This is a genomic window from Novosphingobium sp. BL-S-32 (assembly GCF_056857055.1).
Genome location: NZ_CM166476.1, coordinates 1,194,609 through 1,210,592, shown reverse-complemented (window position 1 = coordinate 1,210,592; position 15,984 = coordinate 1,194,609). Strand labels below are relative to the sequence as shown.

At 63.4% G+C, this 15,984-nt stretch carries 13 protein-coding genes; 4 read left to right on the top strand and 9 right to left on the bottom strand.

The window, feature by feature from the left end; all coding sequences use genetic code 11:
- Positions 1-312: 312 nt before the first annotated feature.
- The 3 genes from uvrA (at position 313) to AC1VVK_RS05510 (ending at position 5,624) form a co-directional block, all read left to right on the top strand.
- Positions 313-3,279, top strand: a complete 2,967-nt coding sequence (gene uvrA, locus AC1VVK_RS05520) for an excinuclease ABC subunit UvrA (protein WP_482904696.1) — start codon at positions 313-315, stop codon at positions 3,277-3,279.
- Between the two features lie 181 nt (positions 3,280-3,460).
- The gene (locus AC1VVK_RS05515; RefSeq protein WP_482904695.1) at positions 3,461-3,838 is read left to right on the top strand and encodes a hypothetical protein; all 378 of its coding nucleotides are present in this window, start codon (positions 3,461-3,463) and stop codon (positions 3,836-3,838) included.
- A gap of 286 nt (positions 3,839-4,124) precedes the next feature.
- Entirely contained in the window at positions 4,125-5,624 is a 1,500-nt protein-coding gene (locus tag AC1VVK_RS05510; RefSeq protein ID WP_482904694.1) for an RNA-directed DNA polymerase, read from the top strand.
- Between the two features lie 317 nt (positions 5,625-5,941).
- Here the strand turns inward: AC1VVK_RS05510 and AC1VVK_RS05505 are convergent, their stop codons facing one another.
- The 9 genes from AC1VVK_RS05505 to AC1VVK_RS05465 all read right to left on the bottom strand — a co-directional run bounded on the left by AC1VVK_RS05505 (position 5,942) and on the right by AC1VVK_RS05465 (position 14,958).
- Positions 5,942-7,024, bottom strand: coding sequence for an IS5 family transposase (locus AC1VVK_RS05505; RefSeq protein WP_482905122.1), 1,083 nt, complete (start codon positions 7,022-7,024; stop codon positions 5,942-5,944).
- A gap of 500 nt (positions 7,025-7,524) precedes the next feature.
- Complete coding sequence (locus AC1VVK_RS05500) at positions 7,525-8,148, bottom strand: hypothetical protein (RefSeq protein WP_482904693.1); 624 nt, start codon at positions 8,146-8,148, stop codon at positions 7,525-7,527.
- Between the two features lie 303 nt (positions 8,149-8,451).
- The gene (locus AC1VVK_RS05495; RefSeq protein ID WP_482904692.1) at positions 8,452-8,997 is read right to left on the bottom strand and encodes a septal ring lytic transglycosylase RlpA family protein; all 546 of its coding nucleotides are present in this window, start codon (positions 8,995-8,997) and stop codon (positions 8,452-8,454) included.
- Positions 8,998-9,127: 130 nt separating this feature from the next.
- Entirely contained in the window at positions 9,128-10,348 is a 1,221-nt protein-coding gene (locus AC1VVK_RS05490) for an argininosuccinate synthase (protein WP_482904691.1), read from the bottom strand.
- 104 nt (positions 10,349-10,452) lie between these two features.
- Positions 10,453-11,694: a class I SAM-dependent methyltransferase gene (locus AC1VVK_RS05485; RefSeq protein WP_482905121.1), complete on the bottom strand. Its 1,242-nt coding sequence runs from the start codon at positions 11,692-11,694 to the stop codon at positions 10,453-10,455.
- Positions 11,695-11,791: 97 nt separating this feature from the next.
- Complete coding sequence (locus tag AC1VVK_RS05480) at positions 11,792-12,529, bottom strand: SDR family oxidoreductase (protein WP_482905120.1); 738 nt, start codon at positions 12,527-12,529, stop codon at positions 11,792-11,794.
- Positions 12,530-12,837: 308 nt separating this feature from the next.
- A complete protein-coding gene (locus tag AC1VVK_RS05475; protein WP_482904690.1) occupies positions 12,838-13,599 on the bottom strand; it encodes a sulfotransferase family 2 domain-containing protein in 762 nt (253 codons plus the stop codon).
- A 175-nt stretch (positions 13,600-13,774) separates the two neighbouring features.
- The gene (locus AC1VVK_RS05470) at positions 13,775-14,107 is read right to left on the bottom strand and encodes a glycine zipper 2TM domain-containing protein (protein WP_482904689.1); all 333 of its coding nucleotides are present in this window, start codon (positions 14,105-14,107) and stop codon (positions 13,775-13,777) included.
- Between the two features lie 410 nt (positions 14,108-14,517).
- Positions 14,518-14,958, bottom strand: coding sequence for a glycine zipper 2TM domain-containing protein (locus tag AC1VVK_RS05465; protein WP_482904688.1), 441 nt, complete (start codon positions 14,956-14,958; stop codon positions 14,518-14,520).
- 158 nt (positions 14,959-15,116) lie between these two features.
- Here AC1VVK_RS05465 and AC1VVK_RS05460 point away from each other — a divergent pair, with 158 nt between their 5' ends.
- Complete coding sequence (locus AC1VVK_RS05460) at positions 15,117-15,959, top strand: PhzF family phenazine biosynthesis protein (RefSeq protein ID WP_482905119.1); 843 nt, start codon at positions 15,117-15,119, stop codon at positions 15,957-15,959.
- Positions 15,960-15,984: the final 25 nt, after the last annotated feature.

Sequence of the window (15,984 nt, the reverse complement as noted above, 5' to 3'; positions counted from 1 at the left end):
ATCTACTTTGTCATGCAGGTCGACATAATAGCAAAGGGTGAGTCGTTACTGTAATCAGGCAGCGTCTCTATTACTGATTGGGATGACGGTTTCAAGTCTGCAAACTAACGGATCGGCAAACGACATTGCACGACCGATAGACGACATTCGATTGCCGACGAACGGCGTGACCGGTGGAAGCGGCGCCGAGGGGAGGGCGGGGGGCGGCATACGTTGCAATCGGGCCTGCCGTTCCCACATGGCTTCGCGGCCCCCATTTTGCGGCGCAGCGTGCCTTGCGTATCGTGAACAAATCTGGAACATATCTCCCCCATGAGTCTCTCCCACATCACCGTACGCGGCGCCCGTGAGCACAACCTCAAGGGTTTCGACATCGAGCTCCCGCGTGAGAAGCTGATCGTCATCACCGGCCTGTCGGGTTCGGGGAAATCCAGCCTCGCGTTCGACACGATCTACGCCGAGGGCCAGCGCCGCTACGTGGAGAGCCTCTCCGCCTATGCGCGCCAGTTCCTGGAGATGATGCAGAAGCCGGACGTCGAGCATATCGACGGCCTCAGCCCCGCGATCTCGATCGAGCAGAAGACCACCAGCCGCAACCCGCGCTCCACGGTGGCGACGGTAACGGAGATCTGGGACTACATGCGCCTGCTCTGGGCGCGCGTGGGCATTCCCTATTCGCCCGCCACGGGCCTGCCGATCGAGGCGCAGACCGTCTCCAACATGGTCGACCGGGTGATGGAACTGCCCGAAGGCACCCGCGCCTACCTGCTCGCGCCGGTCGTGCGCGGCCGCAAGGGCGAATACCGCAAGGAATTGGCCGAGTGGCAGAAGGCGGGCTATACCCGCGTGCGCATCGACGGCGAACTCTACGCCATCGAGGACGCCCCCGCGCTCGACAAGAAGTACAAGCACGACATCGAAGTCGTGGTGGACCGCATATCGGTCAAGGACGGCATCCAGACCCGTCTTGCCGACAGCTTCGAACAGGCGCTGAAGCTGGCCGAAGGGCTGGCCTATATCGACCTTGCCGATACGACGGTGGCGGAGGTTTCCGGTGCTTCGACAAGCTCGGCACGAGCGGGGAAGGGGGGGCGCTCCAAGTCCGCTCAGCCTGAGCCTGTCGAAGGCCAAGCGCAACCGAAGGGCATGAAGAAGGTCGGCCTGCCGCCGAACCGCATCGTCTTCTCCGAAAAGTTCGCCTGCCCGGTCAGCGGCTTCACCATCGAGGAGATCGAGCCGCGCCTGTTCTCGTTCAACGCCCCGCAGGGCGCCTGCCCGGCTTGCGACGGATTGGGGGAGAAGCTGCTGTTCGATCCGCAACTTGTGGTCCCGAACGAGCATCTCAGCCTCAAGCAGGGCGCCGTGGTGCCCTGGGCCAAGTCCAACCCGCCTTCGCCTTATTACATGCAGGTGCTCTCCAGCCTGGCCGAGCACTTCGGTTTCGACCTCACCACGCCGTGGGACGCGCTCTCGCCCGAGGTGAAGATCGTCATCCTCTACGGCACCGCGGGCAAGGCCGTGCCGCTGACGTTCAAGGACGGCAAGAAGGAATACACGGTCAACAAGCCGTTCGAGGGCGTGATCGGCAACCTCAACCGCCGCATGATCCAGACCGACAGCGCTTGGATGCGCGAGGAACTGTCCAAGTTCCAGACCGCGCAGCCCTGCGAAACCTGCGAGGGCAAGCGTCTCAAGCCCGAAGCGCTTTCGGTGAAGATCGCCGGCAGCGACATTGCCGACGCCGCGCGCCTTTCGGTGGCGGACGGCTTCGCATGGTTCGGCAATCTTGAGGAGAAGCTGACCGCCCAGCAGCAGCAGATCGCCAAGGCCATCCTCAAGGAAATCAACGAGCGCCTCGGCTTCCTCAACAACGTCGGGCTCGATTACCTCAACCTCGACCGTACCAGCGGCACGCTGTCAGGCGGCGAAAGCCAACGTATCCGCCTCGCCAGCCAGATCGGCTCGGGCCTGTCGGGCGTGCTCTACGTGCTCGACGAACCCTCGATCGGCCTCCACCAGCGCGACAACGACATGCTGCTGGAAACGCTCAAGCGCCTGCGCGACCTGGGCAATACCGTGATCGTGGTCGAACATGACGAGGACGCGATCCGCACGGCCGACCATATTGTCGACCTTGGCCCCGGCGCCGGCGTCCATGGCGGCGAAGTGGTGGCCGAAGGCACGCTGAAGCAAGTGCTCAAGAGCAAGAACAGCCTCACCGCCGCCTACCTCAACGGCACGCGCAAGATCGAGGTGCCGACCAAGCGCCGCAAGGGCAACGGCAAGAAGATCGTGGTCGAGAACGCCCGCGCCAACAACCTGAAGAACGTGACGGCAAAGTTCCCGCTCGGCACCTTCTGCTGCGTCACCGGCGTTTCCGGATCGGGCAAAAGCTCGCTCACCATCGACACCCTGCAGGCCGGCGCCGCGCGCCAGCTCAACGGCGCGCGCGTCGTCGCCGGGGCGCATGACCGGATCACCGGGCTCGAAAACTGCGACAAGGTGATCGAGATCGACCAGTCCCCCATCGGCCGCACCCCGCGCTCCAACCCCGCCACCTATACCGGCGCCTTCACCCAGATCCGCGACTGGTTCGCGGGCCTCCCGGAATCGGAAGCACGCGGCTACAAGGCCGGGCGCTTCAGCTTCAACGTCAAGGGCGGCCGGTGCGAGGCGTGCCAGGGCGACGGCCTGATCAAGATCGAGATGCACTTCCTGCCAGACGTCTACGTCACGTGCGAGGAATGCCACGGCAAGCGCTACAACCGCGAAACGCTGGAAGTGAAGTTCAAGGGCCACTCCATCGCCGACGTGCTCGACATGACGATCGAGGACGCGGAGGAGTTCTTCAAGGCCGTGCCGCCGATCCGTGACAAGATGCACATGCTGAACGAGGTGGGCCTCGGCTACGTCAAGGTCGGCCAGCAGGCGACCACGCTGTCCGGCGGCGAGGCGCAGCGCGTCAAGCTCGCCAAGGAACTGGCCCGCCGCTCCACCGGCCAGACGCTCTATGTGCTGGACGAGCCAACCACCGGCCTCCACTTCGAGGACGTGCGCAAGCTGCTCGAAGTGCTCCACCGCCTTGTCGAGCAAGGCAATTCGGTGGTGGTGATCGAGCACAACCTCGATGTCATCAAGACCGCCGACTGGATCATCGACATGGGCCCGGAAGGCGGCGTGCGCGGCGGCGAGGTGATCGCCGAAGGTACGCCGGAGGATATCGTCAAGGTGAAGAAGTCCTTCACCGGGCACTACCTGAAACCGCTGCTGGCCAAATGACCGGCCCGGCGCGCCGGGCAGGCAGTCCGGCGCGGCCCTTCACGCCGAAAATGGAAGTGTGAGCCGCATCACGCCCCTTGCCCATGCAAGGGGCGTAGTGGCACGCTCAGTCGATTCGTAATGTCAACCGCGCCATCCGGGCGCGAGACTTTCGAACTGGCGCCTGTTTCTGGAGGGAGACATGCGCGCGAACAGCAGAGCCAATGCAGTCACCCTTGCCGTCCTGACGGCGGCGCTTGCAGCCATGCCGCAACCCCTTGCCGGCGCGAGCTGGGCCCCGCGTTCGGCGATTGGCCCCGTGGCGGACGAAGTCGGACCGGGTGGTTCCTCGACGACAGCGCCGACGGTCCCGTCGAGCGCACCCCCGCGCAGCGCGCTGCCCGCGCCATCCCTTCGCTGTGAAGACGTGCGCGGCGATGCGCCCGGCAAGACCCTGCGCCGTTCCGGCGTCCTCGTCCTGCTGCGGAGCAATGGCCGCACATGGCGGCTCAATCTCAGGCCGTCCGAAGTGCGGCGGGGCTACGCTACGTGGAGCAAGCCGCACTATGTGATGATGTAGGCCTCGCTTGGCCGCTTTGCACTCCAATCCGGCCATCAGGGCAATTGTTTAGATTTCCCGGAAGCGGTCATTGCTGGGCACGGTAGCAACGGCATTTAAGTCAACGAATGCCGACCACACCCATTCTCGCCCGTGCAACGACCCCATAATGACCGATCAGTAACAAACGGCACTTTGTCTCGCCGCAAACGAAAAGCTGGCAGGCCAGTAACATCATTAAGACTAGCCGAAAGATTTCGAATGTGGCAACACGCCGATGATTTGTAATGTTTGCATGAGATAGTTTTTGACAAAGCTTGTAGATCTTCCTGCCGCTGATGCGATGAAGTATTTCCTGAGGGGTAGTAGCTACTTCAACGCTGATTTCCCAAATTATATCAGCTTCGAGCCCATCCTTGAGGCTGTATCGAGTGTGCTCAAGGGAGGTGATTACAAAGAACTGGCCGACGGTAAGCCAGAAAAAATGTCTGGTGTGAACTATAACTTCATTGCCAACAAAGATGGTCGCTTTGCATGGCGGCCATTAGAATTGATGCATCCCGCAATTTACGTATCTTTGGTCAATACGATCTGCGAGCCAGATGCTTGGAAAACGATAACAGAAAGGTTCGCCGAATTCGAGGGCGGGGCTGTCACCTGTTGCAGTTCGGTTTTCTTGTCTGATGGCGACGAAAAGGATCAAGCTACGCAAATCAGAAAATGGTGGCAGACGGTAGAGCAGGCATCGCTGACCTACTCACTGGATTTTTCACATATTCTGCATACGGATGTGACTGACTGTTACGGCTCGCTTTATACCCACAGCATCTCTTGGGCCTTACACGGCCTCGAGGCTGCGAAGGAAAGCAATGGCAAGAGCCTCTTGGGAGATAAGATTGACCGCCTTGTTCGCGGGGGGAGGTTTGGCCAAACAAACGGCATTTCCCAAGGCTCCGTTTTGATGGACTTTCTGGCAGAGCTTGTGCTTGGCTACGTTGACGAGTTGATCACAAAGAATCTCGAAGGAGAGAAAGACTTCATAATCCTGCGCTACCGTGATGATTACCGCATTTTTACTAACAGCGATCGGGAGGGCGAACGCATACTAAAAGTGGTCAGCGATTGTCTGCGAGAAGTCGGAATGAGGTTGGGCGTTGCGAAGACGTACTCCAGCACCAACGTCATCGAAGGTTCCATCAAGGTCGATAAGATCGCTGCTATCGAAATCCAAGACCTGGGTGAGACCAACGCCAGGACATTGCAGAAGCAATTGCTCCGATTACATTCATTCGGTCGGAAGTATCCGAGCAGCGGCGCACTAAAGCGGCTCTTGGCCGAATTGCACAAAAAGATCGCCGCACAAAAGATCGAGCCTGAAGATATAGAAGTGCAAGTGGCAATCGCCACAGACATAGCTGTCACGTCCCCATCAACTTTTCCGGTAGTTGCCGGTATCTTGACCCATTTGCTCGCCTTGCAAAAGCCAGAGGAGAAAGCCAGGCTATGGCGCAAGGTAAAGGCAAAGATGGGCGGTGTTCCGTACAACGGTTATCAAGAAGTCTGGCTGCAACGTGTAACAAAACCCGCTGCACTAGAGCTTGAATTTACGTCAAACGAGACAATTTGTAAGATTGTCGATGGCGAATCGGAAGCGTTGTGGAACAATGACTGGATATCTGGGGCCGCATTGAAAGAAGCCTTGGATGTTAGCAAAATCGTGGTGGCAGATGCGGCAAATACGCCGGAAGTGGTCGATCCATCAGAGGTAGAACTGTTCAACGACAATGCTTTTTCTCACAGCGGGTAAGCTGGCATCCTGCGAACGGCAAATAACCGTTAGTGCCACCTCTAAATCGGGCAGTCGCCTACCGGCCCCAAGCGGCCATCTGATGAACCCTCTCGTCGTGAGCTTGTCGGCAAGATGTCTCCGATACTTCACTTTCCTACACGTCCTCACATGCGATAAATGATCTGGTTCACCCCGGCGCCTGGATACCTCGAAGAACTTTCTGAAATCGGCATGATTTTGACATGACGGCGCGGGAGGGCCCGGTGGGCCTCTGTTTCGTCCTCCTGATCTTGTGATTTTCGGGTGATGGACGGCCTTAAGGCCGGTTTTCGGCGTCACGCGGGCGCAGTTCGCCCCTCAAGCCAGGCGAGGCGTTGGAAATTATAGGCGAGGTTCGTCATTCCGATTTTGATGCGGGCGCGGGCGATGCCGATGGTGCGAACGACAAGCCCCATGCGGTGTTTCTGGCCGGCAAACACGTGCTCGACTGCTGAGCGCACGGCGGAGCGCTTCGCATTGGCCCTGGCGATGCGCTCGGGCATCGGTCGACGTGGCGGCTTCTTCTGATGGATGTGGCTGGTGAACATGCCCTTGGCGAGGAAGGCCTCGTTCTTCTTGGACCGGTAGGCGGTGTCGGCCCAAACGCCCGAGCCGGTGTTGTCCTTGCTGACCACCTCGGGCAGCCGCGCGCCGTCGTGGGCATTGGCGGCGCTCGCGTCCCAGGTGCGGATGAGGCCATGAGCGCGGTCGATGCCGATGTGATTCTTGTAACCGAACATCGGGATAGCGAGGTCAACCGGCTTCGCTGCCTTGGGATCAGCGCCCTCCTTCACCTTGGCCTTGGTGTACTTGACGCTCCAGCGCGCATCGCGATCCTTCTGCCTGATCTTGGCCGGCTTCCAGTCCTCGGGCACTCGGCCATCCTTGATCGCCATCTTCTCGGCCTCGGTGTTCCTCTGCTTGGGTGCCGGCACGACCGTGGCGTCGATGATCTGCCCACCCATGGCGAGATAGCCCCGCTCGGTGAGCGCGGCATCGAAGCGAGCGAACAGCCTGTCGATCGCCTTGGCCTTGACCAGCCTCTCGCGGAACAGCCACACCGTCGTTGCGTCCGGCACCGTGCCGTCGAGCCCGAGCCCTAGGAAGCGCTGGAACGACAAGCGATCCTTAATCTGGAACTCGGTGGCCTCGTCGGACAGCGAGTAGAGCGCCTGCAGCACCAGGATCTTGAACATGAGGACCGGATCGAACGGCGGCCTGCCGCCCTTGCCGCGGACACTCCGCCGCAGTGCTGCTACCAACGGACCGCGGAAAACCTCGAAGTCGACGACAGCCGCAAGCCGCTCAAGTGGATCGCCTGCCGCGCTCAACGCCTCGTATCGGTCCGAAAGATCGAAGAAACTCGGCTGTCCCGCCATCATCGCCTCCACCGTCGTGCAAAGGCAGTGAATCAGCTCAAGCCGCTAGGCGCCAGCGGTTTTTCGAGGTGTCCGCCTCCGTGCCGGGGCTTTGGCTCCAGTCTTGGGGGTGAACCATGTCCGACCATTCAAACTCTTCGTATCCCACCGCTGCCGGGCGGGGGTGGATTCCGGGCTCTCGGGATATCGGGTTGCCGGGGGAGTCCTTTCCGCGCGGGCGGGGCGGTGGGCGCTCGGTCGAGGGCGATCCCGGCTTGCGCTGGGATGACGGGATGGGGCCGGGCTTTGGTGAGGCGCTCGGCGACGGTGCGGGGCAGGGCGCTTCGCGGGCGTCGGGCGCGGCGGGAAGGGTTGGGGAGCGCGAGGGCGATGGCCCTCGCATTTTATCTGGTTCCTCTACTTCTGGCGGTGGCGCTGTGGCTCGCCCCCTCCACCATCCTTCCTTCGACAAGCTCAGGATGAGCGGAGATGGTCCCCCTCCCCCGATGGGGGAGGATCTTTCACCTCACAATTCTTGGACCGCCGAGCGGAAGGTTCGGTTTTTGCACCGGCTGGCCGACAAGGGGGACGTGCGGGCGGCGAGTGCGGCGGTGGGGTTGTCTCGGCAGTCGGCCTACGTGTTGCGGCGGCGGGACGCTCTCTTTGCGCAGGGATGGGATGCGGCGCTGGTGCTGGCGCGGCGGCATGTCGAGGAAGTGCTGGCGACGCGGGCGCTCGATGGGGTGGAGGAGGCTGTCTTTTACCATGGCGAGCAAGTGGCGGTGCGACGTCGGTTCGATGCGCGGCTGCTGCTCGCGCATCTGGCGCGGCTCGACCGGGCAGCGGAGGAGACTGAGGCGGGCGCTCATGCCGATCGGTTCGACGAGGTGCTGGCGCTGGTGGCGGGCGCGGTGCCGGAGGGGCTGACGCCGATGGAGGACGACGCGGACGGTCTCGGCGATGCGCGGTTGCCGCCGGAGCGCGGGCGATACGTGGCGGAGCTGGGGGCCTTGCTCGTCGGGGAAGCGCGGGAGGCGTGGCTCGACGCGGTGGATGCCGGGGAGGAGGTGGCCGATGCGCCGGCTCTCGATCTGGAGGCGTGCCGGGCCCTGGCGGCGGGCGAGTGGGATGCGTGGCAGGGCCATGCTTTCGCGGCGGTGGACAGCGTGCTGGCGGGGGATGGCGCCTCGGTGGGCGGGCCGCCGATGGAGTTCAAGTCGCTGGATGGTGCGGTGTGGGGCGGCTCGGAAAGGGCTGGGCCTATTTGCGCTGGACCGTGTCAACTGTGTCAACCGCGCGGCGCGGCGGCGGCGCAAAAAAATCGAGCGGGCCGGGAACTCTATGACGCTGGCGATGTTTGTATCTGTGAAGGCCGGCGCGGTGCTTCCCCCACCCCCCTCCGATACCGCGTCGGCCTAACCTTCTTTCAGATCAGGCAGAATGGGCGATCAATCGTCGTCGCGGACGGCGATTTCGACTTTGCCGGAGCCGGCGCGCGAGATGCCGATCTTGTCGGCAGCGGCCTTGCTCAGGTCGATCAGGCGGTTCGAATGGAACGGGCCGCGGTCGTTGACGGTGACGATCACCGACTGGCCGGTGGCCGGGTTGGTGACGCGAACCTGCGAGCCGAGCGGCAGGGTGCGGTGCGCGGCGGTGAGGGCGGTCGGGTCGAAACGGTCGCCGCTGGCGGTGCGGTTGCCGGCGAGTTCGCGGCCGTAGAAGCTGGCCATGCCGGAACCGATGGTCTCGAATTCCTGCGTTTCGGGCTGGATAGCCTCGATCAGCGGAGTGGCGGCCGGGGCCGGCGTCAGCGCGGCGGGCGGCACCATGGCTACCGGAGCTTCCGCCGCAGCGGGCTCGGAGCCCGGCAGCTTGACCAGGCGCCCCTCGGCCACGGCCGAAGAGGCGGGAGCTGCGATAAGCGCGATGCTCGCCAGAGCGAACCCGATGCGTTTAGCGCGAGCTTTAGGCGGCTGGTTTTGCTTCCCCGTCATAGGGATGGACTCCTACAGGCAGTTCATCGCCTTGAGGACCCATGCAAAAGCGGCCCGTCGCACTTTGGCAACGGGCCGCCCTATGTCGTTAAGACGTTGAAAGGATTCGGAAGGCCGAATCCGAAGGTATTTACTTGGAATCGCGCTGGGCCAGCAGGCGGAGTCGCAGGGCGTTCAGCTTGATGAAACCGGCTGCGTCCTTCTGGTCGTAAGCGCCGGCATCGTCCTCGAACGTGACGTGGCGTTCGGAGTAGAGCGAGTCCGGGGACTTGCGGCCGACGACCGAGGCATTGCCCTTATAGAGCTTGAGGCGAACGGTGCCGTTCACGCGGGCCTGGCTGTGGTCGATGGCGGCCTGAAGCATCTCGCGCTCCGGGGCGAACCAGAAGCCGTTGTAGATGAGCTCTGCATACTTCGGCATCAGCTCGTCCTTGAGGTGCGCGGCGCCGCGGTCGAGCGTGATCTGCTCGATGCCGCGGTGGGCGCGGGCGTAGATCTCGCCGCCCGGCGTCTCGTACATGCCGCGCGACTTCATGCCGACGAAGCGGTTCTCGACCAGATCGAGGCGGCCGATGCCGTGCTTGCGGCCGAGTTCGTTGAGCGCGGTGAGGAGCGAGGCGGGGCTCATGGCCACGCCGTTGAGCGCGACGCCGTCACCCTTCTCGAAGTCGATGGTGATGTATTCCGGCTCGTTCGGCGCGTCTTCCGGGTTTACGGTGCGCGAGTAGACGTAGTCGGGGGTCTCTTCCCACGGATCTTCCAGAACCTTGCCTTCGGACGAGGTGTGGAGGAGGTTCGCGTCGGTCGAGAACGGGCTTTCGCCGCGCTTGTCCTTGGGAACGGGGATCTGGTGCTGCTCGGCCCAGGCGATGAGGGCGGTGCGGCTGGTCAAGTCCCACTCGCGCCAGGGGGCGATGACCTTGATGTTCGGATCGAGCGCGTAGGCCGAGAGTTCGAAGCGAACCTGGTCGTTGCCCTTGCCGGTGGCGCCATGCGCGACCGCGTCGGCGCCGGTCTCGTGCGCGATTTCGATCAGGCGCTTGGAGATCAGAGGGCGGGCGATCGAGGTGCCGAGGAGATAGTCGCCTTCATAGCGGGCATTGGCGCGCATCATCGGGAAGACGAAGTCGCGCACGAATTCCTCGCGCAGGTCGTCGATGTAGATGTTCTCGTCCGGCAGGCCCATCATCTTGGCCTTGGCGCGGGCGGGGTCGAGTTCTTCACCCTGGCCGAGGTCGGCCGTGAAGGTCACCACTTCACAGTTGTAGGTGACCTGAAGCCACTTGAGGATGACGCTGGTGTCGAGGCCGCCGGAGTAGGCGAGGACGACCTTCTTGATGCTGTCGGACATGGGAACGGGCTCCGCAGAAATGCGCTGGATTCGGCTCGCGCGCCTAACAGCCCCCGCCCCCCAGTGCAATAACGCGCAACGGCGGGCGGGGTGAGAGATGTCCCTCAGCGGTTAGGAAGCGCGGCTTCGGCCTTGCCCATGTAGTCGCGCGTGATCGGCAGCGTACCGCGATTACGGGCGTATTGAATTTGATAGTTGCACATGCCTCCGCTCTCGAACGCGGCGGTGGCGCCCGAGAGGTAGAAGATCCACATGCGGTAGAATCGCTCGTCCATCATCGAAATGATCGCTTCGCGATTGGCGACGCAGCGCTTGTACCATTCGCGCAGGGTGAGCGCGTAATGAAGCCGCAGGTTCTCGACATCGGTGGCGATGATGCGGAATTTTTCGCTCGCCGCCACGGTCTCGCTCAGCGCGGGGATGTAGCCGCCCGGGAAGATGTACTTGCGTGTGAAGGCATCGGTGGCGCCGGGGCCGCCCATGCGCCCGATGGTGTGGAGCAGCATCACGCCGTCGTCGGGCAGGAGCGTACCGCAGGCCTTGAAGAACTGTGCGAACTGCGCCTGGCCGACATGTTCGAACATGCCGACCGAAACGATCCGGTCGAACTTCTCGCCGCGGGCGGCAAGGTCGCGGTAGTCGACCAGTTCGAACGTGCACTTGTCCGCCACGCCCGCCTGCTGCGCCCGCTCGCGCGCCAGGGCAAGCTGCTCCTCGCTCAGCGTGATGCCGAGCACCGAAACGTCCGCATTCTTCGCGAGGTAGATCGCCATGCCGCCCCACCCGCAGCCGATGTCCAGCACGCGCTGGCCCGGGGCGAGGGCGAGCTTGGCGGCGATATGGGCGAGCTTGGCGGTCTGCGCCTGCTCCAGCGTCATGTTCTCTTCCGGCCAATAGGCGCAGGAATACTGCATGTGTTCGATGTCGAGGAACAGATTGTAGAGTTCGTTGCCGATGTCGTAGTGATGCGCGATATTCTTCTTGGCGCTGGTGGCCTTGTTGATGCCGTCGACCAGCGTGACGAGCTTTCCGGTCACTTTCTTGAGGGCAGACTGTTCGTGCAGTTCGCCGCCCTTGTCCCATCTGGAGTTGGCGCGCAGCAGTTCTACCAGCCCCATGATGTCGTCGTTTTCGACAGTGAGCTTGCCGTCCATGTAGGTTTCCGCCGCGCCGAGACGGGGATCGGTAAGGATCTGGCGTTCGGCCTTGGCGTCCGCGAAGCGGATGCGGACATCGGGGTAACCGGCGACCGGTTTACCGAAGCGTTTTACGCTCCCGTCCGGCCGGGTCAGTTCGAGCGTGCCGCTGCGGACCCCGCGTTCGAGAAAGCGATCGAGAATTCCCATTGCCATCAGCCATTTGTGAGTGGGCGCGCCGGCCCGGAACAAGAAGGTTCGCGTGCGAATGCCGCATGCGAAGGCGAGAAATCGGGCAGCGCCTCCCTTACTGCCGTGCAAGGAACAGCACGTCGCGCGGCTGCGCGAGCAGGTGCTGTCCGGAATCGACGAAAAGCGTCTCCCCGCTTGCGAGCCATCCCTGCGAGAGGAACAGCGCCGCGTCGGCGACGTCTTCGGGTGTCGTCTTGCGGTGAAGCAGGTTCATCCGGTGCGACACTTCGGTCTCGGCCTCGCTCTGGTCGTGGCTGGCGAGGATCGCGCCGGGTGCGAGCGCGTAGATCCGGTCTTCCGCCCGCGGGCGGGCCATCGAGAGCATCGGCACTGTCGCGGCGAGCGCGTGCTTGCTCATCGTGTAGGAGAAGAAGTCCGGATTGGGATTGAGTAGCTTCTGGTCGGTCACGTGGATCACGCGGCGGCCTTCCGGGCTGCGCGCATGGGCGAGGAACGCCTGCGCCAGCCGGGCCGGAGTGCCCGCGTTGACGCGCATGGCCTTCTCGAACGTCGCCGGGACAAGCGCCTCGGCGGTGTCGAGATCGAACATGCCCGCGCAGTTCACCAGCACGCGCCAGCGGGGCAGGCGCGCGGCGAGTTGTTCGACCATCGCGGGGCCCGCGTTCCAGTCATCCAGTTCGCAGCTGACGATTTCGGCGCTGGGCAGTTCGGAGGCCAGTGCCTGAGCCTGTTCGCGGGAGTTGCCGTAGTGGATCACGACATGCCAGCCCGCCGAGCCATAGGCACGGGCGATGGCCGCGCCGATCCGCTTGGCACCGCCGGTGACGAGCATTGCCGGCCTCTCGGTCAAGCGCAGGCCCCCGTCTGATGGCCCGGTTGACACAGTTGACACGGTTCAGGTGAAAATCCCCGGGCCTGCCCGGCCGGAGCCGAAACGGGGCAATTCCGATATGTCAGGAAGGGGGGATTCCGCATGAACATCGCCAGCATAGGAGCATAGTACGGCGGCTTAGGAAAGGCCCCTATGCACAGAGCAATGCTTTGATTTTTCGCCTCTGCCGCAAAGTGCGGCGCGAACTGCCAACGGCCGGCCCTTGAACTTGGCCCCCTGAACCGGCCCCCTTGAACCGGGCGTCCGGATCAGGGCGTCAGCAGCGGTGCGCCGGCTTTCAGAGCCCTTTCGCGCAAGGCGAAATCGTCAGCATAGAACTGGTGGAGGAAATCGAGCTGGGCGCGTCCCGGCAGTTCGCACGCTGTTTCGCAGCAGTTGAACTGCGGCAGGTTCTCCAGATCCGGCCGGCGCAGCAGCCTGCCGATTTCACCGATCCGCTCATAGGGGATCAGCCGGTCAACCGCCAGTTGGCCACAGGCATCGAGCAAGTACCACGATTGCGGTCGAAAGACGTGATCCAGATCGAACGGGCTGCGCGCGGCAGCAAGGTGGTCGATGGCGTCGTCGATCGAACGAAAGGCGGTGTAGCGTTCGCGAAACGGGGCTGAAATCGTGCGATGCAAGGTTCCGCCTGCGCGGGCGTAGCGATAGGCGGAAAGGAACCGTTCGACCGGATTGCGCACGATCGCAAAGCTGGGCAGGATCAGCAGGTCCGGTGCCGCCCGGGCATAATAGATGGCGGAAGCGTGCTTGGTCTGGGCGCCGTAGAGCCGGTCGCTGATCGAGGTGCCGGCATTCTTGGGAACATGGATGAACAACAGGCCGCTCATGCGGATCCGATTGAGCCGCTGACGGCGCTTGGCATCCAGCAGAGGGCGCAGTCCGAAGCGGGACAACCGTTCGGGCACGTCGCTGACGAGGCGCACGCCGAAGGCCGAAGCGATGATCCGGTTCAGGCCGGTGGTACCGGCGGTCCTGTCCAGAGCGGGGGTCTCAAGAACGGTTGCCATGGGGCAAGGCCCTGAGGCCTTCATGTGAGTTGCGGATTTCAGAATATTTCAGCCCATGAAACCGGGCGCCGGTAAATGGCGCCAGAACAACACCGTAAAACAAGAAGGGGCGCGCCGGCTTTCGCCGGCGCGCCCCCCATCGATCTATGGGCCAACCGGCCCGATCAGTCTGAGATCAGCCGCAGCGCGGGCGGCTGTTGTTGCGATCGATCGAGCGACCGAGCAGCGCACCAGCGCCGGCGCCGAGGATCGTGCCGGTGGCGCGATCGCCGCGGGTGTCGATCGAGCGACCGATCAGGGCGCCGGCAACGCCGCCGATCAGCAGGCCGGTGGTGCCGTTCGACTTCGTGCAGCGGTAACGGCCGTCGTTGCCGCGCCAGTAGCGGATGCCATTGTTGGTGTGGTGATATTCGGGGCCGCGACCGCGCGCTTCGGCGGTTTCGGAAATCGACATGCCGACCGGAACTGCCATGGTGGCAATGGTGGCGGCGATCAGGGTTTTACGCAAAGTGTCCTCCGAGATGAAAATTCTATTTGGCGACCGAGCCCCGTCTTCGCGCCGATCACTTCAACCCAAGATGAACAAATCGATTTTCGCGATTTTAAGCGACGGAACGTTGCTTGAGGGCGGCGAATGCTTTTGCACGGCCTGCGTTCGAAATATTTCGTTGCATGTATTCGAACCGATGCATGGCCGGCCGGTTTCAGGCGCGCCGAAGCATCGCGGCCATCAAGCCGTTACTTTATCTTGAATTTTCCGAAAGTGCTGGGTGTCGCGCCGGCCAGCTTGGCGAGGATTTCGTCCAGCGCGGCGCGGTCGTGCCAGAGTGCCGGGAAGCTGTCGCGGTAACCGATCGGCTGTTCGACCGGGCGCCCGAACGTGGGTTCCGGCCCGCGCGGTGGCGGGCCGGTTCCGGGTCAACGGCAGTGCAGATCGCCGCGATCGATCTCGCGGCCGAGCACGCCGCCGGCGACGCCGCCGAGGATCGCACCGAGCGTCTGGTCGCCATTGCCGGCGATCTGGTGGCCGGCCAGCGCGCCTACGCCGGCGCCGATGATGAGACCGGTGGTGCCGTTGTCGCGCTTGCAATAGTAGCGCCCGTCACGGCCGCGCCACACGTGGTCATTGCGGGTGATGCGGTGCGGATTGCGATAGTAGCCGTGCGAATCGTACATGTTGTTGCGCGGTGGGGGCGGCGGCGGCGGGCGGTGCCCGTCGGGTCCGCGATAGTACGGATCGTTCGGACGGTGATTGTCATGCCCGCGACGATCGTCGTGGCGCGGCGGATCTGCCGACACCGGTGCTGCCATGGGGGCGACTGCGGCCGCCATGGTGAGCGCGAGCAGAAGCTTCTTCATCAGATTGTTCCTTATTGGAATTGTTCGTCCGAGGACCTAACCGTCATCGTGGAATTAGGCTCCAAAACTTCCGATTAACGGCACGGCGCCAGCGCTGTGCGAGGGGTGGTCCGGGGCCCGTCTACGACGAAGCGAAGAGGGCGGCAATCATGGCGCAAATGTTACTGGATCTGGTCGACGTATTTGCAGGGGCCGCGCTGCGCGGCAATCCGCTGGCCGTGGTGCGCGGGGGCGAGGAACTCGATACCGGGCAGATGCAGGCGCTGACGCGCTGGCTGGGATTTTCGGAGACGACCTTCCTGCTGCCGCCGACCGATCCGGCGGCCGACTACCGCGTCCGGATCTTCTATCCGGCGGGCGAATTGCCGTTCGCAGGGCATCCGACGCTGGGTTCCGCCCATGCCTGGCTGGCAGCGGGCGGGGTGCCGAAAGTGCCCGGTCGGATCGTGCAGGAATGCGGGATAGGACTGGTCGAGGTGCGCCAGGAACAGGGCATGCTGGCTTTCCGTGCGCCCCGGCTGCTGCGCGAAGGTCCGCTTGACGAAGCGGAGCGGGCGGAGACGATCCGGCTTTCCGGTGCCGATCCCCAGACCGTTGTCGCGGCCGTTCATGCCGCCAATGGGCCGGGTTGGAAGCTGCTGCATCTGGCGAGTTCGGGGGCCGTGCTGGCCGCCGAGCCGGTTGCGAAGGCGCCGAAGGGAACCGATGTCGCGCTGCTGGGGCCTTGTGCGCCCGGCGGTCCCGCGCAGTTCGAGGTGCGTGCGTTCTTCGCCGATCCGCAAGGACGCATGGTGGAGGACCCGGTGACGGGCAGCCTCAACGCCGCCGTGGCGCAGTATCTGTTCGGAGCGGGGCTGGTCGAGGGCGGCTATGTCGCCGCACAGGGCCGCAAGGTGGGCGCGGACGGTCTGGTCCACTGCACCCGAGAACCCGATGGTTCGATCTGGATCGCGGGCCGCGTGGATACGGTGTCTTCGGGCGGCGCGTTGCAACCTGCATAGAATGACGGAAATGGAAGGCTGGGGC

Excerpts from the sequence above, each read along its gene's own strand:
- uvrA (WP_482904696.1), top strand. The coding sequence starts at position 313 with ATGAGTCTCTCCCACATCACCGTACGCGGCGCCCGTGAGCACAACCTC.
- AC1VVK_RS05515 (WP_482904695.1), top strand. The coding sequence starts at position 3,461 with ATGCGCGCGAACAGCAGAGCCAATGCAGTCACCCTTGCCGTCCTGACG.
- AC1VVK_RS05505 (WP_482905122.1), bottom strand. The coding sequence starts at position 7,024 with ATGGCGGGACAGCCGAGTTTCTTCGATCTTTCGGACCGATACGAGGCG.
- AC1VVK_RS05500 (WP_482904693.1), bottom strand. The coding sequence starts at position 8,148 with ATGGCCCTGCCACGCATCCCACTCGCCCGCCGCCAGGGCCCGGCACGC.
- AC1VVK_RS05495 (WP_482904692.1), bottom strand. The coding sequence starts at position 8,997 with ATGACGGGGAAGCAAAACCAGCCGCCTAAAGCTCGCGCTAAACGCATC.
- AC1VVK_RS05490 (WP_482904691.1), bottom strand. The coding sequence starts at position 10,348 with ATGTCCGACAGCATCAAGAAGGTCGTCCTCGCCTACTCCGGCGGCCTC.
- AC1VVK_RS05485 (WP_482905121.1), bottom strand. The coding sequence starts at position 11,694 with ATGGGAATTCTCGATCGCTTTCTCGAACGCGGGGTCCGCAGCGGCACG.
- AC1VVK_RS05480 (WP_482905120.1), bottom strand. The coding sequence starts at position 12,529 with ATGCTCGTCACCGGCGGTGCCAAGCGGATCGGCGCGGCCATCGCCCGT.
- AC1VVK_RS05475 (WP_482904690.1), bottom strand. The coding sequence starts at position 13,599 with ATGGCAACCGTTCTTGAGACCCCCGCTCTGGACAGGACCGCCGGTACC.
- AC1VVK_RS05465 (WP_482904688.1), bottom strand. The coding sequence starts at position 14,958 with ATGAAGAAGCTTCTGCTCGCGCTCACCATGGCGGCCGCAGTCGCCCCC.
- AC1VVK_RS05460 (WP_482905119.1), top strand. The coding sequence starts at position 15,117 with ATGTTACTGGATCTGGTCGACGTATTTGCAGGGGCCGCGCTGCGCGGC.